At 61.1% G+C, this 20,682-nt stretch carries 23 protein-coding genes and 1 pseudogene; 18 read left to right on the top strand and 6 right to left on the bottom strand.

Going from position 1 to position 20,682, the window contains the following annotated elements; translation table 11 throughout:
- Nucleotides 1–21 precede the first annotated feature (21 nt).
- Nucleotides 22–1,014 (top strand): IS481 family transposase, encoded by a 993-nt coding sequence (locus tag B5E41_RS29745; RefSeq protein ID WP_088397180.1) that lies wholly within the window; start codon nucleotides 22–24, stop codon nucleotides 1,012–1,014.
- A 322-nt stretch (nucleotides 1,015–1,336) separates the two neighbouring features.
- Here the strand turns inward: B5E41_RS29745 and B5E41_RS29735 are convergent, their stop codons facing one another.
- Nucleotides 1,337–1,657: a TfoX/Sxy family protein gene (locus B5E41_RS29735; RefSeq protein ID WP_088397179.1), complete on the bottom strand. Its 321-nt coding sequence runs from the start codon at nucleotides 1,655–1,657 to the stop codon at nucleotides 1,337–1,339.
- A gap of 31 nt (nucleotides 1,658–1,688) precedes the next feature.
- Entirely contained in the window at nucleotides 1,689–2,183 is a 495-nt protein-coding gene (locus B5E41_RS29730; RefSeq protein ID WP_085859594.1) for a flavin reductase, read from the bottom strand.
- Between the two features lie 278 nt (nucleotides 2,184–2,461).
- Here B5E41_RS29730 and B5E41_RS29725 point away from each other — a divergent pair, with 278 nt between their 5' ends.
- From B5E41_RS29725 to purB, 5 genes are all read left to right on the top strand, one after another.
- Nucleotides 2,462–3,544 (top strand): ABC transporter substrate-binding protein, encoded by a 1,083-nt coding sequence (locus B5E41_RS29725; protein WP_088397178.1) that lies wholly within the window; start codon nucleotides 2,462–2,464, stop codon nucleotides 3,542–3,544.
- Nucleotides 3,545–3,607: 63 nt separating this feature from the next.
- Complete coding sequence (rpe, locus tag B5E41_RS29720) at nucleotides 3,608–4,285, top strand: ribulose-phosphate 3-epimerase (RefSeq protein WP_088397177.1); 678 nt, start codon at nucleotides 3,608–3,610, stop codon at nucleotides 4,283–4,285.
- Nucleotides 4,282–5,007: a DUF2259 domain-containing protein gene (locus B5E41_RS29715; protein WP_088397176.1), complete on the top strand. Its 726-nt coding sequence runs from the start codon at nucleotides 4,282–4,284 to the stop codon at nucleotides 5,005–5,007. The genes rpe and B5E41_RS29715 overlap by 4 nt, the downstream gene beginning before the upstream one ends.
- Nucleotides 5,008–5,024: 17 nt before the next feature.
- The gene (locus tag B5E41_RS29710; RefSeq protein WP_088397175.1) at nucleotides 5,025–5,522 is read left to right on the top strand and encodes a hypothetical protein; all 498 of its coding nucleotides are present in this window, start codon (nucleotides 5,025–5,027) and stop codon (nucleotides 5,520–5,522) included.
- 128 nt (nucleotides 5,523–5,650) lie between these two features.
- The gene (purB, locus tag B5E41_RS29705; protein ID WP_064810472.1) at nucleotides 5,651–6,958 is read left to right on the top strand and encodes an adenylosuccinate lyase; all 1,308 of its coding nucleotides are present in this window, start codon (nucleotides 5,651–5,653) and stop codon (nucleotides 6,956–6,958) included.
- 55 nt (nucleotides 6,959–7,013) lie between these two features.
- On the opposite strand, the gene B5E41_RS29700 is transcribed toward purB, so the two are convergent.
- The 3 genes from B5E41_RS29700 to B5E41_RS29690 all read right to left on the bottom strand — a co-directional run bounded on the left by B5E41_RS29700 (nucleotide 7,014) and on the right by B5E41_RS29690 (nucleotide 8,906).
- Nucleotides 7,014–7,424 carry a hypothetical protein gene (locus B5E41_RS29700; protein WP_088397174.1) on the bottom strand — a complete coding sequence of 137 codons (411 nt, stop codon included), beginning with the start codon at nucleotides 7,422–7,424 and terminating at the stop codon, nucleotides 7,014–7,016.
- Nucleotides 7,425–7,480: 56 nt separating this feature from the next.
- Nucleotides 7,481–7,960 (bottom strand): low affinity iron permease family protein, encoded by a 480-nt coding sequence (locus B5E41_RS29695; RefSeq protein WP_088397173.1) that lies wholly within the window; start codon nucleotides 7,958–7,960, stop codon nucleotides 7,481–7,483.
- A 142-nt stretch (nucleotides 7,961–8,102) separates the two neighbouring features.
- Nucleotides 8,103–8,906, bottom strand: coding sequence for a DUF2189 domain-containing protein (locus tag B5E41_RS29690; RefSeq protein ID WP_064802864.1), 804 nt, complete (start codon nucleotides 8,904–8,906; stop codon nucleotides 8,103–8,105).
- A gap of 172 nt (nucleotides 8,907–9,078) precedes the next feature.
- Here B5E41_RS29690 and B5E41_RS29685 point away from each other — a divergent pair, with 172 nt between their 5' ends.
- From B5E41_RS29685 to B5E41_RS29655, 7 genes are all read left to right on the top strand, one after another.
- Nucleotides 9,079–9,633: an RBBP9/YdeN family alpha/beta hydrolase gene (locus B5E41_RS29685; RefSeq protein ID WP_088397181.1), complete on the top strand. Its 555-nt coding sequence runs from the start codon at nucleotides 9,079–9,081 to the stop codon at nucleotides 9,631–9,633.
- 94 nt (nucleotides 9,634–9,727) lie between these two features.
- Nucleotides 9,728–12,025, top strand: a complete 2,298-nt coding sequence (locus tag B5E41_RS29680; RefSeq protein WP_088397172.1) for a putative bifunctional diguanylate cyclase/phosphodiesterase — start codon at nucleotides 9,728–9,730, stop codon at nucleotides 12,023–12,025.
- Between the two features lie 271 nt (nucleotides 12,026–12,296).
- Nucleotides 12,297–13,061, top strand: coding sequence for a phosphoribosylaminoimidazolesuccinocarboxamide synthase (purC, locus tag B5E41_RS29675; protein WP_011425538.1), 765 nt, complete (start codon nucleotides 12,297–12,299; stop codon nucleotides 13,059–13,061).
- Between the two features lie 15 nt (nucleotides 13,062–13,076).
- Entirely contained in the window at nucleotides 13,077–13,319 is a 243-nt protein-coding gene (gene purS / locus B5E41_RS29670) for a phosphoribosylformylglycinamidine synthase subunit PurS (RefSeq protein WP_011425539.1), read from the top strand.
- A 48-nt stretch (nucleotides 13,320–13,367) separates the two neighbouring features.
- Nucleotides 13,368–13,922, top strand: coding sequence for an RNA 2'-phosphotransferase (locus tag B5E41_RS29665; RefSeq protein WP_064810476.1), 555 nt, complete (start codon nucleotides 13,368–13,370; stop codon nucleotides 13,920–13,922).
- Entirely contained in the window at nucleotides 13,919–14,590 is a 672-nt protein-coding gene (purQ, locus tag B5E41_RS29660) for a phosphoribosylformylglycinamidine synthase subunit PurQ (RefSeq protein ID WP_088397171.1), read from the top strand. Before B5E41_RS29665 ends, purQ begins: the two co-directional genes overlap by 4 nt.
- A 90-nt stretch (nucleotides 14,591–14,680) precedes the next feature.
- Nucleotides 14,681–15,079 carry a hypothetical protein gene (locus B5E41_RS29655; protein ID WP_064802874.1) on the top strand — a complete coding sequence of 133 codons (399 nt, stop codon included), beginning with the start codon at nucleotides 14,681–14,683 and terminating at the stop codon, nucleotides 15,077–15,079.
- Between the two features lie 21 nt (nucleotides 15,080–15,100).
- Here the strand turns inward: B5E41_RS29655 and B5E41_RS29650 are convergent, their stop codons facing one another.
- Nucleotides 15,101–15,355: a DUF1127 domain-containing protein gene (locus tag B5E41_RS29650; protein WP_088397170.1), complete on the bottom strand. Its 255-nt coding sequence runs from the start codon at nucleotides 15,353–15,355 to the stop codon at nucleotides 15,101–15,103.
- 81 nt (nucleotides 15,356–15,436) lie between these two features.
- On the opposite strand from B5E41_RS29650, the gene B5E41_RS29645 reads away from it, so the two are divergent.
- The 5 genes and pseudogenes from B5E41_RS29645 to B5E41_RS29625 form a co-directional block, all read left to right on the top strand.
- On the top strand, nucleotides 15,437–16,855 hold the full coding sequence (locus B5E41_RS29645) for an aminotransferase-like domain-containing protein (RefSeq protein ID WP_088397169.1): 1,419 nt from the start codon (nucleotides 15,437–15,439) through the stop codon (nucleotides 16,853–16,855).
- Nucleotides 16,856–16,977: 122 nt separating this feature from the next.
- Nucleotides 16,978–17,556 carry an acyloxyacyl hydrolase gene (locus tag B5E41_RS29640; protein ID WP_064802880.1) on the top strand — a complete coding sequence of 193 codons (579 nt, stop codon included), beginning with the start codon at nucleotides 16,978–16,980 and terminating at the stop codon, nucleotides 17,554–17,556.
- A 173-nt stretch (nucleotides 17,557–17,729) separates the two neighbouring features.
- Entirely contained in the window at nucleotides 17,730–19,961 is a 2,232-nt protein-coding gene (gene purL / locus B5E41_RS29635; RefSeq protein WP_088397168.1) for a phosphoribosylformylglycinamidine synthase subunit PurL, read from the top strand.
- A 19-nt stretch (nucleotides 19,962–19,980) separates the two neighbouring features.
- Nucleotides 19,981–20,214, top strand: coding sequence for a BolA/IbaG family iron-sulfur metabolism protein (locus B5E41_RS29630; protein ID WP_011425547.1), 234 nt, complete (start codon nucleotides 19,981–19,983; stop codon nucleotides 20,212–20,214).
- 230 nt (nucleotides 20,215–20,444) lie between these two features.
- A pseudogene (locus B5E41_RS29625) lies at nucleotides 20,445–20,682 on the top strand (IS481 family transposase); the annotation flags it as partial.

Raw genomic sequence — 20,682 nt, 5'->3', positions numbered from 1 at the left:
TTCCGAATCAAAGGATGCGTTATGGGCCAGGTTCTTCATGGGAGCGCCACGACGACAGAGGCAGTCCGTCGAGCGATACAACATAGTCAAGAGAGCCTGAGGACGCTTTCGAAGCGTTATGGGATCAATCAGAAGACCGTCGCCAAGTGGCGGAAGCGGTCCTCTGTTGCGGACCTTCCGACCGGCCCGAAAGAGCCTAGATCGACGGTGCTCTCCGTCGAGGAGGAGGCTGTTATCGTTGCCTTTCGCCGGTATACGCTGCTGCCGCTCGATGACTGCCTCTATGCACTACAGCCGACGATCCCCCATCTTACGCGGTCGTCGCTGCACCGCTGCCTGCAGCGCCACGACATCGGCCGCCTGCCGGATGTCGACGGCGACAGGCCGGCAAAGAAGAAGTTCAAAAGCTACCCGATCGGCTACTTCCACATCGACATTGCCGAGGTGCGCACCGAACAGGGTAAGTTGCACATGTTCGTTGCCATCGATCGCACCTCGAAGTTTGCCTTCGTCGAACTGCACGAGAAGGCCACCACCGCCGTCTCGCGCGAGTTCCTCCTGCGCTTGATTGCAGCCGTCCCCTACAAGATCCACACAGTGCTCACCGACAACGGGATCCAGTTCACCACGCCCGGCGCTGGAGGCTCCGCTGTGCCGCTGATCAAAGAAGCAATCGCCAATGGCGAACGTTTCCGGGCCCATGCCTTCGAATACACCTGCGCCACCAATGATATCGAGCACCGCACCACCAAGGTAAAGCATCCATGGACCAACGGTCAGGTTGAGAGAATGAACCGAACCATCAAGGATGCCACCGTCAGACGCTTCTACTATGAAAGCCACGATCAACTGCGCCAGCATCTTGCCGACTTTGTCGCCGCTTACAATTTCGGCCGCAGCCTCAAGACCCTCAAGGGTCTCACACCCTACGAGTTCATATGCAAGGCATGGGCTTCACAGCCCGAACGTTTTATCATCAATCCGCTCCACCAAATGCCGGGACCAAACAGCTAGAGCTTTTCCGGGTTAGATTGAAGCATTCTGCCGGAGCAGGTTTTCGTCAGGGCAAAGGCGATTGGCGACGGGCATACCCCAAGGTAGGTCCGAGCCGATCGCCTTTGATCCTGGCTAGAGATGCCCGGCCCACCGGCCGCACCGCTTCGCCACGGCGAAGCGACAAGTGCGCCCGGCGATTCCAAAGTCTTGCAGATTTGCCAGGCAAATCTGCGGGAGGGTTGGCTGAGACGGGCCGGCTGATCGACCGGCCGGCTTAGCCGTAGAACTGGGCTACGATGCGCGCCGGCCGGTCGACTAACCCGGAAAAGCTCTACCGCGCTCAACTTTCGGCGCGAAGCGCCGCCTCATAGGCAAGCCTTACCCATTTCGCCATCAGATCGGGATCGTCGTAGGCCTCTTCGGGGATTGACCAGTAGGGCATTTTCACCGGTTTACCCTTCTTGCCCTCATAGGCCCATTGCGTGGCGCCGGCGGCGGCAAATTCCGGAGCGCTTTTCTCATCGGCCTTCAGCAGCATCTCGTCGCGCACTTCGACGGCGACGATGCGCCCGAGATGATAAATGCCCTTGCCGCCGAACATGCGCTTGATCGTGACGGGGCCGAGCCCCTGAAACATTTCCTCGATCCCGGCATTATCCATTTTCTGTTTCCTCGCATCCCCGCCAGCCGCATTACAGTGTGTGATAATCCCGGTTCATATAGATAAGCGCCGGGTGCTTCTCGCTGAAGCGGACGGCGGCAACCTCACCGAAGATGACATTGTGCGTCGGCATTTCCTTGATGTCTGTCACCCGGCAATCGAAGGCGGCGAGCGCATCGGCAAGAACGGGGGCGCCGGTGACGAGCGTGTCGAAACGGCCGCTGGCGAAGCGCTCGTCATTAGCAATCGCGGTGCGCCCGGAGAAGGCGTCGGCGACGCCCTGGTGGTGGGCGCCGAGCGTGTTGAGCACGAAGATGCCGCTTCGGAAAAAGATCTCGTTCTTCGGATTGGTGTTGTTGAGGCAGATCAGCACCGAAGCCGGATTGTCCGAGACCGAGCAGGCGGCGGTGATGGTGACGCCGCGGCGCAGACCTTCCATCGCCGTCGTCACGAGCTGCACATGACCGGCATAACGGCTCATGGCATCGCGATAAAGGCCGGGGTCGATATGCTGCCTGTTCAACACGTGCTTCTCCCGCGCGCTCTTCTGCCTGCGTCGTTCCTTAAATCGGGATCGATTTAAGGAGAACTATGCAGCAATTCAAAATGCTACAGTGTCCTTTGCGCGACTGAAATGAGGTCCGACGCCGTAGTTCGACTTGCTATCGCGCCAATATGGCGAGCATCGGTTACCTTTTCTACAATAGGACCGGTGAAAAGCGGCGGGTTCCGCTTGTTTTTCTTTGACGATTGCGGCCTTGCGGATAAAAGGGCATTGACGATGGCTAGGGATCTTCGCCTTTTATGATCAACCTGCGTGGCATAGCAGCCTTTCTGACGCTGCTCGGAACGGCGGCGCAAGGCCATGCGGCCGGCGTGACGATCGGCGTCATCGCCCCGCAGGGGGGGCCGCTCGGCCTCCTCGGCGCGCAGATCGCTGCCGGAGCCGGTTTCGAGATCCAGCAGTCCGGCAATACACTTGTCGCCGTCAACGAGACCTGCGAGGACAATAGCGGCGCGGCGGTCGCCGATGCGCTCGTCAATGCCAAGGTTCAGATCGCAATCGGTTTTCTCTGCAGTGAGACGCTGGAAGGCGCACTGCCGAAGCTGAAGGACGCCAATATTCCCGCGATCACCGTTTCGGCACGTTCGCGCATCCTGATGGAGGATGCGCTGAAAAACGGCTGGCCGCTCTTCCGCTTGGCACCGGCCGATGGCACTGAGGCAGCAAAGATCATCGAGGTGATCCTCAAGGACTGGGCAGCCGACCCGATCGCGCTGATCGAGGACGGCACCATTCATGGCCGCGAACTGACGGAAGCTGTGCGCAATGCGCTGGAGCAGAACGGCCTGAAGCCGGTTTTCACCGATACCTACCGGCCGGGACAGGAGCAGCAGATCGCCCTGGTGCGCCGCCTGAAACGGGCCGGCGCCACCAGGGTCTTCGTCGGCGGCGATCGCAGTGATGTCGCCGTCATGGCCCGCGACGCCAAGGCGGAAAACATTCCGCTGTCGATCCTCGGCGGCGATGCCATGCGCGCCGCCGATCAGCCGCTGCCGCTCACTCCTCGCGTGCGTGCCGTCGCCCTGCCCGAATATGCGCTTTTACCGGAAGGCGGGCCGGCGGCCGACGCTTTGCGCGCCAAGGGCACCGAGCCCGAAGGTTATGTCCTGCCATCCCTGGCGGCGGCCCTGATTGCCGGCCGGGCGGCCGAAGCCGCCGCGGCCGCGGGCAAGCCGCTGCGGGAGACACTTGTCGGCACGACATTCCAGACACCGATCGGCGCCGTCGCCTTCACCGGCGCGCATGAGCTTTCGCAAAACCCCTACCGCCTGCTCGAATGGCGGGGCAATGGCTTTTTTCCACCTGCTGCGCCGACGCAATGAGCGGCTGCCAGCCCTGAATTCCGGCGCCGTGCGCAAGTGGCGCCCATACGGGAGTAAGACTTGATGACGCTGCCCATTCGCATTGCCCCTTCGATCCTCGCGGCGGATTTCGCCAGGCTCGGCGAGGAGGTGCGTGACGTCACGGCCGCCGGCGCCGACTGGATCCACCTCGACGTGATGGACGGGCATTTCGTGCCGAACATCTCCTTCGGTCCCGATGTCATCAAGTCGCTGCGTTCCTACACATCAGCCACTTTCGATTGCCATCTGATGATCTCTCCGGTCGATGACTATCTCCAAGCCTTCGCCAAGGCCGGCTGCGACCGCATCACCGTCCATGCCGAATCCGGGCCACATCTGCACCGCTCGCTGCAGACCATCCGCAATCTCGGCAAGAAGGTCGGCGTGACGATCAATCCGGCGACGCCGCTGAGCGCCATCGAGAACGTGCTCGACGACGTTGACCTCATCCTCATCATGTCGGTCAATCCCGGTTTCGGCGGACAGAAATTCATTCCCGCAATGACGGCCAAGATCGCCGCGGCAAAGTCTCTGATCGGTGACCGGCCGATCGAACTCGAGGTCGACGGCGGCGTCACCGTGGAAACGGCGCCTGATATCGCGCGAGCCGGCGGCAACGTGCTCGTCGCCGGCTCGGCAATTTTCAAGAGTGGTACGGTCGACAGCTACCGTAGGACCGTCGCCGAATTGCGTCAGGCAGCCGAAGGGGCACGAACATGAAGAAGCGTCTGATCATTGGCGGCATGCTTGCCGCCGCATTGGCCGGCCTGCCCGGCTTGTCGCTGGCCGGCGACATTGCCAGCATCCAGCCGATCGGCTTTTCCGCCGACGGCAAGGTCTTTGCATTTCAGGAATTCGGCATCAAGGAAAGCGGCAGCGTCCCCTATTCCGAAACCTACTTCATCAATACCGACAGCGGCCAATATCTCGAAGGCACCCCCTTCCGCACCGAACTGACGGATAAGGACGCCAATCTTTCCAAGGCCCGCCGCCAGAACCTGACGGCGGCGCGCAGTCAGATGGATAAGTACGACCTTCTGACAAATCCGGGTCTGATTGCCGCCTTCAACCCGCCAACCGAGCTCGGCTCGCCCTCGAAGACGCTTCGCTACACCACACTTGCGATCGATGGACCGCCGAAGACGCCCTATACCCTCTCACTCGGCGAGATGCCGGTGCCGACGCCGAAGGAATGCGCAACGGTCGACAAGCGGATCCTTGGCTTCAGCCTGCAGATGATCGAGAAGGAAGGTGTCCCGAACCGTCAGGCGGCGCGGCAGGCGACGGCTGTTCCGGCCGAGCGCACATGCTCGGTCGAATTCAGGATCGGCGGCGCCGTCGTCTATCAGCCGGAAGCTGCAAACCAGGTTCATATCGCCCTGGTCCTGGCCTTCGATGCGCAAAGGAACGGGCGCTGGATCGCCGTCCCGGTTCATCCCTGAGCCTGGATTATTCCAGAATGGAGCGCCGGAGGAGTCGCGTGCGAGCGGCATGGCCGCCCTACCCGGATCTGGTTGCCGGCGCGCCGCTCTGGGGCATGCAGATGCTCGCCTCTGCTATGCTCGGTCTGTATCTGCGTAACGGCCTGGAGACGAGCCGCCTTGCCGAAGTCGCCGCGCTCTATTTCCTCGGCGGCCTGCTCGCTTGGCCCTTCGCTTTGCCGACTGCCCGCTTCCTCGCCTATGGCAAACCGCCGGAGGCGCGTTTCGCCGCCTTTTTCGTGGCGCTGATCGCGGCCACGATCGCGATGACTGCCTTCCTCTTCGCGATGGAATATCGAATCTTCTATTCGCGCTGGCATGCGCCCTTCGGAAGCGGCACCTGGGTCTTCCAGTTCATCTTCACCAGCATCAGCGCCGTCTACCAGTTCCTGGTGATCGGCCTTCGCCTTTTCCTGCCGCTTGGCCTCGTCTGCCTTGTCGTCAGCAGCTATCATCTTGCCAAACGCATGCGTTGAGATTGCCGCCCGTCTTTGCTACAGGGGCGCTGAAGCAATTTCAGCAAAAGTGTTCAGCGGTTTTGCGCCCGAAATTGCGCAAAAACAAAACATCGATGCTTAACCTCTTGAAGTGAAGGCAGCCGCCCATGATCCCGCGTTACTCCCGGCCCGAAATGGTCGCCATCTGGTCTCCCGAAACCAAGTTCCGCATCTGGTTCGAGATCGAGGCGCATGCCTGCGACGCGCTGGCCGAGCTCGGCGTCATCCCGAAATCGGCGGCCAAGACGATTTGGGAAAAAGGCGGCGCGGCCACCTTCGACGTCGCCCGCATTGATGAGATCGAGGCCGTCACCAAGCATGACGTCATCGCCTTCCTGACCCACCTCGCCGAGATCGTCGGTCCGGATGCACGCTTCGTCCACCAGGGCATGACCTCGTCAGACGTGCTCGACACCTGCTTCAACGTCCAGCTGGTGCGCGCCACCGACATCCTCATCGCCGATCTCGACCGGCTGCTCGCAGCGCTGAAAACCCGCGCTTTCGAACACAAGGACACGGTCACCATCGGCCGCTCGCACGGTATCCATGCCGAGCCGACCACATTCGGCGTCAAACTGGCGCTTGCCTACGCCGAATTCGAACGCTGCCGCCAGCGCCTCGTCGCCGCCCGCGAGGAAGTCGCGACCTGCGCCATCTCCGGCGCCGTCGGCACCTTCGCCAATATCGATCCGCGCGTCGAAGAACATGTCGCCGAGGCCCTTGGCCTCAAAGCAGAACCCGTCTCGACCCAGGTCATCCCGCGCGACCGCCATGCCATGTATTTCGCCACCCTCGGCGTCGTCGCCTCCTCGATCGAGCGTCTCGCGACCGAAATCCGCCACCTGCAGCGCACCGAAGTTCTGGAAGCGGAGGAATATTTCTCCCCCGGCCAGAAGGGCTCTTCGGCCATGCCGCACAAGCGTAACCCGGTGCTGACCGAAAACCTCACCGGCCTTGCCCGCATGGTCCGCTCCTACGCCATGCCGGCCATGGAAAACGTCGCTCTCTGGCATGAGCGCGATATCTCCCACTCCTCCGTCGAACGCATGATCGGCCCCGACGCGACCGTCACCCTCGATTTTGCCCTCTCACGTCTGGCCGGCGTCATCGAAAAGCTGTTGGTCTACCCGGAGAACATGGAGAAGAACCTCAACAAGTTCCGCGGCCTCGTCCACTCCCAACGCGTCCTCCTGGCGCTGACCCAGGCTGGCACCTCCCGCGAGGACGCCTACCGCCTGGTGCAGCGCAACGCCATGAAGGTCTGGGAACAGGGCAAGGATTTCCTGGAAGAGCTGCTGGCGGATGCGGAGGTCCGCGCTGCGCTATCCGAGGAGGATATTCGCGAAAAGTTCGACCTTGGCTATCACACCAAGCACGTCGATACGATCTTCCGGCGGGTGTTTGGAGCTGCATAAGGATTCTTTTCTACGTCATGGCGGCGCCTTCCGGCGCCGTTGTCTCCTGTGCTGTCTACCCGACGCTCCGTCTTAGCCGCAGCCTGATCATGACCGGGAAGTAGATGCATGTCGCAAGGAGAGAAGGAGCGGACACAATCAGGATAATCTCCAATATTGTCATGTCCTTTCGTGTGAGATCATTTATCCCGCCGCGCATCAAAAAGAACGACGCAACGATTAACACCAACGTTGCGATAAAGATGATGGATCCCCACAAAAATGGCCGTGAATTTACTGCGGCATATTTAATGCGATAAAAAATAAACAATAAAAAAACGATCGGAAGCGAAAGAAAAAACTTCGCGAACAGCAGACCAAGGCCTAGACCACTGAAGAAAAAAGGCAAATGGCCCAATGGCAGCCCTATGAGATAGGCCTGAAAAAACAATTCGACCTGCGGTTCTCTGAGAAAGGAATCGCGCATTTCCCCCTGCAAAACAGCTTTAGACCCGACATGCGTTATAAAGCATATTGCGGAATTCAGCTCTTCTCAAGCGGTCGTTGCTTCATCTTCGAGCCCTTAGCATTCGCCGATCGCTTACGCGCATCGGTCTTTTTCGGCGCAGCGGCTTCCGCGGTCTCCGCAGTACTGCAAGCCTCCGTCTCGCCCCTGCCCTTGGCAGCCTTGGCGACCAGCTGGTCGAGATGTTTCAGCTCTTCCTCGTCGAGATTTTCGATGCCGATGAAGCGGTTCTCGGCATGGCTTGTCAGAATGATTTCGTTGAGCTTGGCTTGGATCGCCCGGGTGTCGCGCGTCTGGGCGTTCTGCAGCACGAAGACCATCAGGAAGGTGATGATGGTCGTACCCGTGTTGATGATGAGCTGCCAGGTTTCCGAATAGTCGAAGAAGGGGCCGAGCAAGGCCCAGATAATGACGACGCACAGCGCCAGGATGAAGATGACGGGCTTACCCGCCCATTCCGATGCCTTGGTTGCGAAGCGGGCAAACAGATGCGTCATCGTCACCTCTGAAATCTCTCCTCGGAGTCTCGGGAGCATGATGTTGCTACAATCATGCTCTCGCAAAAAACTCCGAGGCAGGTTCGAGGTTCCCGAAAATCGGGGATCGCACGGTATCAAGGTTTCCGCGGCAGGACCGAAGCTATACAGCTTCCCGCGCAATCAGCTTGCGGTAGAGATGCCAGGTCGCGTGACCGAGGATCGGGATGACGAGCGCGAGTCCGGCAAAGACCGGGATGGTGCCGACGACGAGGAGCGCCGCGACAATCAGGCCCCAGAGCAGCACCGGCACCGGATTGATGACCGTCGCACGGATCGAGGTCACGACGGCGGCAACCGCCCCGATATCACGATCGAGCAGCAGCGGGAAAGTGATGACCGAAATCGCCAGCACGACCAGCGCGAAGCCGAATCCGATGAGATTGCCCCAGACGATCAACTGTAGGCCTTGCGCCGTGCCGAAGACCTGGCGGGTGAAGTCCGTCATGGTGCGCGGAAACACTTCGCCGAGAAGATTGGCGTATAGCGTCTGTGCCGTCACCAGCCAAACGACGAAAAGGCCAAAGAGCATCAGCCCGACAGCGATGATCGATGGCAGCGCCGGCGAATGGCGCACCTCGAGCGCATGCGTCCATGACGTATCGAGGCCTTCCTCGCGTCGGCGGCTGATCTCATAAAGACCGATCGCCGCAATCGGGCCAATCAGCACGAAACCGGACATCAGCGGGAAGACCATTGGCAGAAGGTTGGCGCCGGACGTCCAAAGCGTCAGGAAGACGCCGGCAATCGGATACATCAGGCACAGGAACACGTAATGGGAAGGTTTCTCACTGAAATCGTCGAGCCCGCGCTTCAGCGCATCGAAGACGTCGGCGATGCCGATGCGATTGACCACGGGCCGCGCCAGGTTTTCACTGGCACCCGTCATGACATGAAATGCCGCCATGGCTTTCTCCTCCTCAGCCGAGACTTGGTCGGCCGCGGACATGCATCGGCGGGTAAGCCGATACGAAATCCGCAACCGGCACTGGAGCAACATAACAAATTTCAGCGCCCGTGTCGCTCCCTTGCCGCCCCCTCTTGACATCTTGGTCAAGCCTTCTCACATCGGCGGCACTATGAAAGCCTCAGACGCAGATATTCTCATCATCCCCGGCTACACCAATTCCGGCCCCGGCCATTGGCAGAGCCGCTGGCAGGCGAAGCTCAGCACGGCGCGGCGCGTCGAACAGGCCGAATGGACAAAACCCGTCCGCGAGGATTGGATTGCCCGCATCGCCGAGGAGGTGAATGCCTCGACCCGCCCCGTCGTGCTCGTCGCCCATTCGCTGGGCGTGCCCTCGGCGATCCACGCCATCCCGCTATTCCGCAACCGGGTGGCAGGCGCTTTCCTTGTCGCTCCGCCTGAAGTCACCAATCCCGACATTCGCCCCAAGCACCTGATGACCTTCGGGCCCTATCCGCGCGACCCGCTGCCCTTCCCCTCGATCACCGTCGCCAGCCGCAACGATCCGTTCGGCAGCTATGAGCATGCCGACGATATCGCCAGCAGTTGGGGCTCATTTCTCGTCGATGCCGGCGAAGCGGGACATATCAATGCTGAGTCTGGGCACGGCCCGTGGCCCGAAGGAACAATGGTCTTCGCCCAATTCCTCAGCCGCCTTTCTGCCTGATTTGGAAAACCCGACCCTCGCCATTTCAGCGACTGCTTTCTAAGCATTTCTTAATAGAAAGCCCCCAGACTGCGCCCAGATGAAATCAGCGAGAATGCCCGTGAAGAAAGCCCGCCCGGAGGCCGACAAACCGCATGGCGATCTCACAGCGGCTGAGGCTGGCGTCGGCAACGGGTCGACCGACGATTCCGATCTGGCCGAGCGCGAGAGCCGCTGGAACCATGCGCTTGTTGGTTCCGGCCTCGGTGTATGGGATCACAATTACCGTCTCGACCGGAAATATTATTCGCCGACGTGGAAAATCATCCGCGGAATGGCGCCGGACGAGGACGTCGCCGGCGACTACGAGGCTTGGCTGCAACTCGTCCATCCCGACGACCGCGACTTCGTCGCTCATGCGATCGAGCGGCAGAATGCCGGCGATCCGGATTATCAGATCTTCCAATATCGTGAACGCCACAGGGACGGCCACTGGGTCTGGATCGACTGCCGTGGCGCCTGCGTCGAATGGGATGAGAACGGGGTACCGACGCGCATCGTCGGCACGGATATCGATATCACTGGCCGCAAGGAAGCCGAGGAGACGCTGTCGCGCCTGTCACGCCGGCTCGACCTGGCGCTGGAAATTTCCCGCATCGGCGTCTTCGAGGCCGACATCGAAAACGACAGCGTCGAATGGGACGATCGGCTGATTGCCATTTACGGCTTGCAGGGCGCGGCGCGCAAGATCGGCGGCGAGACCTGGGTCGAAAGCCTGCACCCGGACGACCGGGAACGAGTGCTCGGGCTGGCCGACCGCAGCGTCGAAAGCGGCAGCGACTTTCAGCAGGAATACCGCATCATCCGCGGCGACGGCGTCGAGCGCATCATCCGTGCCCGCTCGGCCTTCTTCGTCGACGGCAACGGCCAGCGCAAGCTGATCGGCGCCAATTGGGACGTCACCGAGGAGGTCGCGCTTCGCAATGAGCTGCAGCGTGCCAAGGAACTGGCGGAAGCCCGCAACCGCGAACTCGAAGCCGCCAAGGAAAGCATCGAACATCTGGCGCTGCACGATTACCTCACCGGCCTGCCGAACCGCCGCTATCTCGACAAGATGCTCGACGACCGCGCGGCGCAATGCCGGGCTAAAGGCCTCGCTTTGGCGGTTCTGCATATCGATCTCGACCGCTTCAAGCAGATCAACGATACCCTCGGACATCGGGCGGGCGACGCCATGCTGCAGCACACCGCAAATGTGCTCAGACATTCCGTCCGCGCCGCCGATTTCGTCGCCCGTATCGGCGGTGACGAATTTGTCATCCTCTGCGCCGTCGATGCTGCATCGAAGAAGATCGCCAGCCTGGCCGAACGCCTAATCCGCGAATTGCGCCGACCCGTCAGATATGAGGGGCATGACTGCCGTTTCGGCGCCAGCATCGGCATCGCGGTCAATGGCGGCGCCAAGCTCGACGCCAAGCAGACGCTGCTCGACGCCGACATTGCACTCTATCGCGCCAAAGGTCTCGGCCGAAACCGCTTCGAATTCTTCTCGGCATCGGCCCGCAACGATATCGTCTCTGCCAAGCAACTCGCCGATGAAATCCTCATCGGCCTGGAGCGCAATGAATTCGTGCCGTTCTATCAATTGCAGTTCGACGCCCGCACGCTCGAAGTCGCAGGCGTCGAGACGCTCGCACGGTGGCAACATCCCGTGCACGGTCTGCTGACGCCAGACCGCTTTCTCGATATCGCCGAGGATCTCGACGTCGTCTCGGCAATCGACGCCTTGATCCTCGAGCGCGCGCTGGCGGACCGCCGTGCCTGGATCAAGGATGGCCTGCCGATCCCGAAAATATCGGTCAACGTTTCCGCCCGGCGGCTGACCGATCCCGATCTTGGCAAGAAGCTGCGCGCCCTGAAGATCGAGCCCGGCGCGATCGCCTTCGAACTGCTCGAATCGATCCCGCTCGATGATTGCGACAAGGTGGTGGCGGCCAATTTGAAAAAGATCCGCAAGCTCGGCATCGACATTCACATCGACGACTTCGGCACCGGCCACGCCTCGATCGTCAGCCTTCTACGCCTGAGCCCGAACACGCTGAAGATTGATCGCGAGCTGATCCGCATGCTGCCGCAGTCGGCCGAGCAGCGTAAACTCGTCGGCTCGATCATCGATATCGGGCGCTCGCTCAATATTCTCGTCATTGCCGAGGGCGTCGAAACAGCTGATCATGTGCGCATTCTGGAGCAATTCGGCTGCGACACGCTACAGGGCTATGCGCTCGCCCGGCCGATGCCGGCCATGCAGATTCCCTCCTTCATTCGCCTCGGAAGCTGGCGACACGGGCTGACCGCCGCGCGCGGCTTGCAGACGCATCTTCTCCGCGCAACGCCAAGCAGAACCGCCAAATGAAACCTGCATAAGCGGCCCGCCATTTCGCCTTCATTCCACCGTAGAGAAAAAGCCGCTAGACTCGTAACGCGAATTCATTCGATTCTCTTGGCGCTATTCCGTAAAATCCGGAAACAGGGCCATGAAATCCGGGAACCGGGGCCACGAAATCCGGAAACCGGGGAAGGAGCGACAGGCGGATTGTGAAACACTCTCTTTTCCTTTAAGGGGACGCCACGAGATCGATCCACTCGCGCTATCCCAAGAGCGCCAACAACAGAGAATGACCAAGATGAACCGTCGCCGCCGTATCTACGAGGGCAAGGCAAAGATTCTGTATGAGGGCCCGGAGCCGGGCACTTTGATCCAGTTCTTCAAGGACGATGCCACCGCCTTCAACAAGAAGAAACACGAAGTCATCGACGGCAAGGGCGTTCTCAACAACCGCATTTCCGAATATATCTTCAGCCATCTGAACAAGATCGGCATCCCCACCCATTTCATCCGCCGGCTCAACATGCGCGAGCAGCTGATCAGGGAAGTAGAGATGATCCCGCTGGAGATCGTCGTGCGCAATGTCGCCGCCGGTTCTCTCGCCAAGCGCCTCGGCATCGAGGAAGGCGTCGTGTTGCCCCGCTCGATCATCGAGTTCTATTACAAGTCCGACGCCCTCGACGATCCGATGGTCTCCGAAGAGCACATCACCGCCTTCGGCTGGGCCAATCCGGCCGAGCTCGACGACATCATGGCGCTTGCCATCCGCGTCAACGATTTCATGACCGGCCTCTTCCTCGGTGTCGGCATCCAGCTCGTCGACTTCAAGATCGAGTGCGGCCGGCTCTTCGAAGGGGACATGATGCGGATCATCCTCGCCGACGAAATCTCGCCCGACAGCTGCCGGCTCTGGGATATCGAAACCCGCGAGAAGATGGACAAGGACCGCTTCCGCCGCGATCTCGGCGGGTTACTCGAAGCCTATTCCGAAGTCGCACGCCGTCTCGGCATCATCAATGAAAACGAGCCTGTGCGCGGCACCGGCCCGGTTCTCGTCAAGTAAGGCAGGAAAGACAAAGTGATCAAGGCTCGTGTCACCGTCACGCTGAAAAACGGCGTTCTCGATCCGCAGGGCAAGGCCATCGAAGGCGCGCTCGGCGCCCTCGGCTTTTCGGGCGTCGGCCATGTAAGGCAAGGCAAGGTCTTCGACCTGGAGCTCGAAGGCGCCGACAAGGCCATGGCCGAGGCAGACCTCAAGGCGATGTGCGAAAAACTGCTCGCCAACACGGTCATCGAGAATTACGCGATCGCGATCGACTGACCATTGCAGACCTGCTCGTCATCCGACGGGTCTTATGGATTGAGCGTCATGCTGAAGGCAAAGCTGGAGACGGAAGTCTCGAAATTCATGAGCTATGTTTTGCGCCATGCGCCGGATGCCGCAGGCTTGACGCTTGATGCCGAGGGTTGGGTATCGTTCGATGATCTCGAAAAGGTGCTGACGTCGAAATACGGCGTCTCCCGCGCCGATATCCTCGAGGTCATCGACAACAGTCCGAAGAAACGCTTCACGCTTGTCGATAACAGGATCCGCGCCAATCAGGGCCACAGTGTCGAGGTTGACCTGGCATTGACCCCGGTTGAACCGCCGGCAGTTCTCTTTCACGGCACGTCACTCACGAACTGGCCGTCGATCGAGCGCGAAGGCCTGAAGAAGATGGAGCGGCACCATGTCCATCTATCGGCCGACATCGATACGGCGAAAATTGTCGCCGTGCGCCGCAAGGGCGACTATATCATTCTGCGTGTCGACGCAGCCGCCATGTTTTCAGAAGGCCATTCTTTCTTTGTCGCGGACAATGGAGTATGGCTCGCCGAGAGCGTTCCAGTCCAATATCTTTCGCGAAATGCGGGGACTCTATGAAATCAGCCGTCGTTCAACTTCCGGGCCTCAACCGCGATCGCGACATGATCGCCGCTCTCACCAAGATCACGGGTCACCAGCCGGTGACGATCTGGCAGACGGAGACGGAAATCCCCGACGTTGACCTGATCGTCATCCCCGGCGGCTTTTCCTATGGCGATTATCTGCGCTGCGGCGCGATCGCCGCCCGCATGCCGGTCATGCAGGCAATCATCGACAAGGCTGCGAAGGGCGTGAAGGTGCTCGGCGTCTGCAACGGCTTCCAGATCCTCGTGGAAGCCGGCCTGCTGCCGGGCGCGCTGATGCGTAACGCCTCGCTGAAATTCGTCTGCCGCGAGATCAAGCTCGAAGTCGTCAATGCCGAGACGGATTTCACCCGCGCCTACGCGCAAGGGCAGGTCATCCGTTGCCCTGTCGCCCACCACGACGGCAATTATTTTGCCGACGAAGCGACGCTGGCGAAGATCGAGGGCAATGGTCAGGTGCTGTTCCGTTATGCCGAGGGCACCAATCCGAACGGTTCGATCAACGACATTGCCGGCGTGATGAACGAAAAGGGCAATGTGCTCGGCATGATGCCGCATCCCGAAAACCTGATCGAGGCCGCCCATGGCGGTTCGGATGGCCGGGGCCTCTTCGCCTCGGCGCTCGACGTCGTCGCCGCCTGACCCCCACCTCAGCCATGCCGCCCGCGGGCGCACCGCGGGCAACGGCGTGCAGCCGAGAAGACCTTCATCCGGATCACTGGAGCAAGATCAATGCGTCCCCGCCTCTCCGTCGCAAACGCCGCCTTGTTGACTGCTCTGGCAAACATTGTCGCCGCCTGCCAATCGCCGGCACCGGCAGCAGGTCCAAACCGGGCGGCGTTACCGACGATGGAGCGCGTAGCGCTCGGCGCCAATGCCTGCTGGTTCAAATCGGGCGATCCGGCCTTTGCAGCCTATAAGCTCGCTCCGGAGCTCAATTCCTTCTCCGGTCGGCCGCGCATCCTGCTCGTCCACAAGGCCAGCCCGGAAAGCCGGCCGCTGCTCGTCGTCCAGGCCGAGGGAAGCCCTGCCCGTCTGCAGGCCTTTGGTCCGATGATGTCGGACCCCGTCGCCGGCCGCATCGCCGCCGACGTCAATCGTTGGTCCGGCGGCAATAGAGCATGCAATTGATCGCCGCGGTCGCCCGCAGCATCAGTCCCAGAAAAATGACTTGCCGATTTCGCGTGCGGCTTCGGACTGCGATACCCCGATATCCTTGAGCCCTGCCGCCGTAAGCTCCCTGAGCGCGCGCCGTCCCTCCCGCTTCTGATGCCAGAGACGAATGGCGGCCCAGATCCGTCCCAGAGGCATCGTCGCCTCGGCAGGCGGGCCGGGAAGAATGATGCGCCTGTCCTCATAAGAGACAATCGGCACAATTTGCGTATTGATTTCGGGCAATGCAGACATTCCAGGAATCCTCTCGGCTCATCCGTGGAATTGACTCTTAATCTTGACAGGCACACAGTGACAATATAAGCAATTGTCACCATGACAAATTGGCTTCCTGATCTTTCCCGCGGCTCCGGGCCGGTCTATCTCCGGCTTGCTGACAGCATCGAATCCGCCATTGCGAGCGGCGCCCTGCCCGCCGGCAGCAAATTGCCGCCGCAGCGTAATCTTGCCTATGATATCGGGGTGACGATCGGCACGATCGGCCGCGCCTATGCGCTGGTGCACGAGCGCGGCCTGGTTGCCGGCGAGGTGGGCCGCGGCACCTACGTGCTGAACCGCGCCGAGACGCCGCCCGGCGAACAAACCGATGCACTGGCCGTCTCGCTTGGCGGCACTCGCTTTCAAGACGCGCCTGCCGACAAGATCCGTTTCGATACGACAGCCGCCCCCGATCTCGGCCAGGGCAAGATCATCTCAGCCATCCTCGCCGAGATCGGCGAACAGCATCTCACCGAAATTTCCTCCTATTCCCGTAGTTTTCCGCGGAACTGGTTCGACGCGGGCCGCCGCTGGCTTGCCCGCAGCGGCTGGACACCGGAGGTCGAAAACATCGTACCGACGCTCGGGGCCCATGCCGCGGCGGTTGCCGTTATTGCCGCTGTCTCGGCGCCGGGCGACAAGATCGTCTTCGAAAATCTGACCTATACCCAGGTCAGCCGCAGCGCCCGCCTTCTCGGCCGCCGTACGGTGACGGTCGATTCCGACGAATTCGGCGTCATTCCCGACGATTTCGAACGGCTCTGCCAGCAGCAGCATCCGAAGATCGCCTTCCTGATGCCGACCGTGCATAATCCGACAGTGACGATCATGCCCTACGAGCGGCGCGCGGCAATTGCCGCAATTGCCAGAAAGCACAGCGTCTGGCTGATCGAGGACGACCTCTACGGCGGCATGGCCGACGATGAGACGCCGCTCATTGCCGCGCTTGCGCCCGACCGCACCTTCCTGGTCAACGGCCTGTCGAAATCGGTCGCCGCCGGTGTGCGCGGCGGCTGGGTCGCCTGCCCGCCGCATTTTGCCCAGCGCATCAAGGTGACGCACAGGATGGTCACGGGCGGCCTGCCTTTCATCTTGGCAGAGACCTGTGCCCGCCTGGTCGAAAGCGGCCGGGCGCACGAGATCCGCAAGGAAGTTATCGGGGAACTCTCCCGACGTGCCCACCTCGCCCGCGAGCATCTGCGGGGTTTCGACTTCGCGTCGCACCCGCATGCGCCCTTCCTCTGGCTGAAACTGCCGGAGCCCTGGATGTCCGGCACCTTCAAGAATGCCGCCTTTCGCGACGGCGTGCTGGTCGATGACGAAGACGAATTCAAGGCGGCCCGCGGCGAGAAAACCTACTACCGCATTCGCATCGGCTTCTCCTCACCCAAAACGGGCCAGGAATTGACCGCAGGCCTGATGATTCTGCGCCGGCTGCTGGAAAATGGCGGTTCCGCCTATGACGGCGAAATATGACCTGTTGCAAATACACGCCATAATTCCGAAAAAACGCACACGCCTGACGAGAGCGCTTTACCGCTTCGACCCCCGTGCTACCTCTTTGTTATTCCCGCTTGGTGCGAATCAAAGGACGGCAGATGAGGGTCGAGTTCGGAAAGATCGCGTTACGCTTCTTGGGGCTGGCATCCGTGGCGGCCGTAGCCGTCACTTCGATGGCGGGTTCGGCCAATGCCGGCGAGCAGATATTCGATGAATTGCGTTTCGGGGCCTCCGCCTCGGTGCAATCGGGTCGTGCCGGGGAAGATGGCGTTTTTCCGGAGATTACCGCTCTCTTCGATCCTTTCGGATATGAGGAGGCCGTCGGCTGGCAGCAACAGCTATTGCATCCCCGCGTCCATCTCGGCACCTCGATCGGCACTTCGGGTGAAGCAACGCAATTCTTCACGGGCTTCACCTGGACGGTCGATCTCAACGAGAAGCTCTTTGCCGAAGCCGGATTCGGCGGCGTCATCCATACCGGCGAGCTGGACGACAATGATGACGGTCCGGAACTCGGCTGTCGCGTTCTGTTCCACGAATATGTCGGCGCCGGCTACCGTTTCACCCGCAATTGGAACGTGATGGCTCAGATCGCCCACTCCTCTCATGCCGATCTCTGCGACGGCCCGAACGATGGCATGACGCGCGCCGGCATCCAGATCGGCTACAAGTTCTGAGCGGTTGCCACCTTTTCGAGAAAAGCCTGCCCGCGCCCCTGTGAACTGACCCCCGAAGTTGGGTGTCCAACTTCGGGGGTCAGTTCACTGTGTTGACGGTGGGCTTTTTTCTGTCGCGCGTCGCCGCTACATAAGCTAAAGACAGCGCAAAACGCGCCAGGGACTTTCCACTCATGACCATTCCAAACACCATCCCGATCACGCCGGAACTCGTCGCAAGCCACGGGCTGAAGCCGGACGAGTACCAGCGCATTCTGGATCTGATCGGCCGCGAGCCGACTTTCACCGAGCTCGGCATCTTCTCGGCCATGTGGAACGAGCACTGCTCCTACAAGTCCTCGAAGAAATGGCTGCGCACGCTGCCGACCAAGGGGCCGCGGGTCATCCAGGGGCCCGGCGAGAATGCCGGCGTCGTCGATATCGATGACGGCGATTGCGTGGTTTTCAAGATGGAGAGCCACAATCACCCCTCCTACATCGAACCGTATCAGGGTGCTGCGACCGGCGTCGGCGGCATCCTTCGCGACGTCTTCACCATGGGCGCCCGGCCGATCGCCGCGATGAACGCGCTGCGCTTCGGTGAGCCGGATCATCCGAAGACCCGCCACCTCGTCTCCGGCGTCGTCTCCGGCGTTGGTGGTTACGGCAATTCCTTTGGCGTTCCCACGGTCGGTGGCGAAGTCGAGTTCGATGCGCGTTATAACGGCAATATCCTCGTCAACGCCTTTGCCGCCGGCATCGCGAAATCGAACGCCATCTTCCTGTCCGAAGCCAAGGGCGTCGGCCTCCCGGTCGTCTATCTCGGCGCCAAGACCGGCCGCGATGGCGTCGGCGGCGCGACAATGGCATCGGCCGAATTCGACGAATCGATCGAGGAAAAGCGCCCGACCGTTCAGGTCGGCGACCCCTTCACCGAGAAATGCCTGCTCGAAGCCTGCCTCGAGCTGATGCAGACCGGCGCCGTCATCGCCATTCAGGACATGGGTGCGGCCGGGCTCACCTGCTCGGCCGTCGAAATGGGCGCCAAGGGCGATCTCGGCATTCTGCTGGAACTCGACAAGGTACCGGTCCGTGAAGAGCGGATGACCGCCTATGAGATGATGCTATCGGAAAGCCAGGAGCGCATGCTCATGGTGCTGCAGCCGGAAAAGGAAGAGCAGGCCAAGGCGATCTTCGTCAAATGGGGCCTCGACTTCGCCATCGTCGGCAGGACGACCGATGATCTGCGCTTCCGCGTCATGCATCAGGGCGAAGAAGTCGCCAACCTGCCGATCAAGGATCTCGGCGACCAGGCGCCTGAATATGACCGCCCTTGGCGTGAATCCGGCAAGCCGGCGCCCCTGCCCGCTAATCTCGTCGCCGCCCCCAAGGATTACGGCCACGCGCTGCTCCAGCTCGTCGGCTCCGCCAATCAGTCGAGCCGCCGCTGGGTCTACGAACAGTATGACACGCTGATCCAGGGCAATTCTCTGCAGCTCCCCGGTGGCGACGCCGGTGTCGTGCGCGTCGATGGCCACAAGAGCAAGGCGCTTGCCTTCTCCTCCGACGTGACGCCGCGTTATGTCGAGGCCGATCCCTTCGAGGGCGGCAAGCAGGCGGTCGCCGAATGCTGGCGCAACATCACTGCGACAGGCGCCGAGCCGCTTGCCGCCACCGACAATCTCAACTTCGGCAACCCCGAGAAGCCCGAGATCATGGGCCAGTTCGTTCAGGCGGTGAAGGGCATCGGCGAAGCATGCCGCGCGCTCGATTTCCCGATCGTCTCCGGTAACGTCTCGCTCTACAACGAGACCAATGGCGTCGCCATCCTGCCGACGCCGACGATTGCAGGCGTCGGCCTGCTGCCGGACTGGCGCAACATGGTCCGGATCGGCAGCGCCAATGTCGGCGACAAGGTGATCATGATCGGCGTCGACGGCAGCCACCTCGGCCAGTCCATTTACCTCCGCGATGTGCTTTTCAGCCGCGAGGGTCCGGCGCCGGAAGTCGATCTCTTCGCCGAGCGCCGCAACGGCGATTTCGTCCGCTCCGTCATCCGCAACGGCCAGGCGACCGCCTGCCACGACATTTCATCGGGCGGCCTGGCCGTCGCGCTGGCTGAAATGGCCATGGCATCCGGCAAGGGGCTGACGATCGATCTCGACGAATGCAAGGGTGCGCCGCATGCGCTGCTCTTCGGCGAGGATCAGGCGCGTTATGTGCTAACGGTGCCGGCCGACGTGGCGGATTTCGTCTGCGCCAATGCGGAAGGCGCGGGCGTCCCCTTCCGCCGCCTCGGCACGGTCGGTGGAGATGCACTCGTCGTCGGCGATCTCATTGCGCTGCCGATTCAGCAATTGCGCGATACCCATGAATCGTGGTTCCCTGATTTCATGGAAGGCCGCGGCGAACTCGCCGCGGAATGATGCGCAAGGAGTAACGATCATGGCCATGAAACCCGGCGATATCGAAGACATGATCAAGGCTGGGATTCCCGGTGCCAAGGTGACGATCCGCGATCTGGCGGGCGACGGCGATCACTACGCCGCCGAAGTCGTCGCCGAAGCCTTCCGCGGCAAGAGCCGCGTACAGCAGCACCAGATGGTCTACGAGGCGCTGAAGGGCAACATGGGTGGCCTATTGCACGCTCTCGCTCTGCAGACCTCCGCGCCGGATTGACATGCCGGCTTCGGCCGGTTGAAGCTTTGATATAAAGAGGCCCGGGTGGAAGGATTCCTTCCTGCCGGGTCTTTGGTTCTCTGCAAAGCGGTTCTGGATGACAAAGGTGCCCGAACCCGCGCACCCTACGTCAAACAGTTGCGACCACCTTGAGCTGGCGCGCAACCATTTAGATGTTTGATCCCAGGCTTTGATGGGGCATCCTTGTCTTCCGAATCAAAGGATGCGTTATGGGCCAGGTTCTTCATGGGAGCGCCACGACGACAGAGGCAGTCCGTCGAGCGATACAACATAGTCAAGAGAGCCTGAGGACGCTTTCGAAGCGTTATGGGATCAATCAGAAGACCGTCGCCAAGTGGCGGAAGCGGTCCTCTGTTGCGGACCTTCCGACCGGCCCGAAAGAGCCTAGATCGACGGTGCTCTCCGTCGAGGAGGAGGCTGTTATCGTTGCCTTTCGCCGGTATACGC

Origin of the sequence: Rhizobium esperanzae (genome assembly GCF_002204185.1) — a bacterium.
Taxonomy (GTDB): domain Bacteria; phylum Pseudomonadota; class Alphaproteobacteria; order Rhizobiales; family Rhizobiaceae; genus Rhizobium; species Rhizobium esperanzae.
Note: the sequence above shows the minus strand (reverse complement) of the source record. Positions and strands in the feature narration are given on the sequence as shown.

Excerpts from the sequence above, each read along its gene's own strand:
- B5E41_RS29745 (WP_088397180.1), top strand. The coding sequence starts at position 22 with ATGGGCCAGGTTCTTCATGGGAGCGCCACGACGACAGAGGCAGTCCGT.
- rpe (WP_088397177.1), top strand. The coding sequence starts at position 3,608 with ATGACGCTGCCCATTCGCATTGCCCCTTCGATCCTCGCGGCGGATTTC.
- B5E41_RS29715 (WP_088397176.1), top strand. The coding sequence starts at position 4,282 with ATGAAGAAGCGTCTGATCATTGGCGGCATGCTTGCCGCCGCATTGGCC.
- B5E41_RS29640 (WP_064802880.1), top strand. The coding sequence starts at position 16,978 with ATGAGGGTCGAGTTCGGAAAGATCGCGTTACGCTTCTTGGGGCTGGCA.
- B5E41_RS29685 (WP_088397181.1), top strand. The coding sequence starts at position 9,079 with ATGAAAGCCTCAGACGCAGATATTCTCATCATCCCCGGCTACACCAAT.
- B5E41_RS29735 (WP_088397179.1), bottom strand. The coding sequence starts at position 1,657 with ATGGATAATGCCGGGATCGAGGAAATGTTTCAGGGGCTCGGCCCCGTC.
- B5E41_RS29650 (WP_088397170.1), bottom strand. The coding sequence starts at position 15,355 with ATGTCTGCATTGCCCGAAATCAATACGCAAATTGTGCCGATTGTCTCT.
- B5E41_RS29655 (WP_064802874.1), top strand. The coding sequence starts at position 14,681 with ATGCGTCCCCGCCTCTCCGTCGCAAACGCCGCCTTGTTGACTGCTCTG.
- B5E41_RS29690 (WP_064802864.1), bottom strand. The coding sequence starts at position 8,906 with ATGGCGGCATTTCATGTCATGACGGGTGCCAGTGAAAACCTGGCGCGG.
- B5E41_RS29710 (WP_088397175.1), top strand. The coding sequence starts at position 5,025 with ATGGAGCGCCGGAGGAGTCGCGTGCGAGCGGCATGGCCGCCCTACCCG.
- B5E41_RS29630 (WP_011425547.1), top strand. The coding sequence starts at position 19,981 with ATGGCCATGAAACCCGGCGATATCGAAGACATGATCAAGGCTGGGATT.
- B5E41_RS29695 (WP_088397173.1), bottom strand. The coding sequence starts at position 7,960 with ATGACGCATCTGTTTGCCCGCTTCGCAACCAAGGCATCGGAATGGGCG.
- B5E41_RS29680 (WP_088397172.1), top strand. The coding sequence starts at position 9,728 with ATGCCCGTGAAGAAAGCCCGCCCGGAGGCCGACAAACCGCATGGCGAT.
- B5E41_RS29665 (WP_064810476.1), top strand. The coding sequence starts at position 13,368 with ATGCTGAAGGCAAAGCTGGAGACGGAAGTCTCGAAATTCATGAGCTAT.
- purC (WP_011425538.1), top strand. The coding sequence starts at position 12,297 with ATGAACCGTCGCCGCCGTATCTACGAGGGCAAGGCAAAGATTCTGTAT.
- purL (WP_088397168.1), top strand. The coding sequence starts at position 17,730 with ATGACCATTCCAAACACCATCCCGATCACGCCGGAACTCGTCGCAAGC.
- B5E41_RS29725 (WP_088397178.1), top strand. The coding sequence starts at position 2,462 with ATGATCAACCTGCGTGGCATAGCAGCCTTTCTGACGCTGCTCGGAACG.
- purB (WP_064810472.1), top strand. The coding sequence starts at position 5,651 with ATGATCCCGCGTTACTCCCGGCCCGAAATGGTCGCCATCTGGTCTCCC.
- B5E41_RS29645 (WP_088397169.1), top strand. The coding sequence starts at position 15,437 with ATGACAAATTGGCTTCCTGATCTTTCCCGCGGCTCCGGGCCGGTCTAT.
- B5E41_RS29700 (WP_088397174.1), bottom strand. The coding sequence starts at position 7,424 with ATGCGCGATTCCTTTCTCAGAGAACCGCAGGTCGAATTGTTTTTTCAG.
- purQ (WP_088397171.1), top strand. The coding sequence starts at position 13,919 with ATGAAATCAGCCGTCGTTCAACTTCCGGGCCTCAACCGCGATCGCGAC.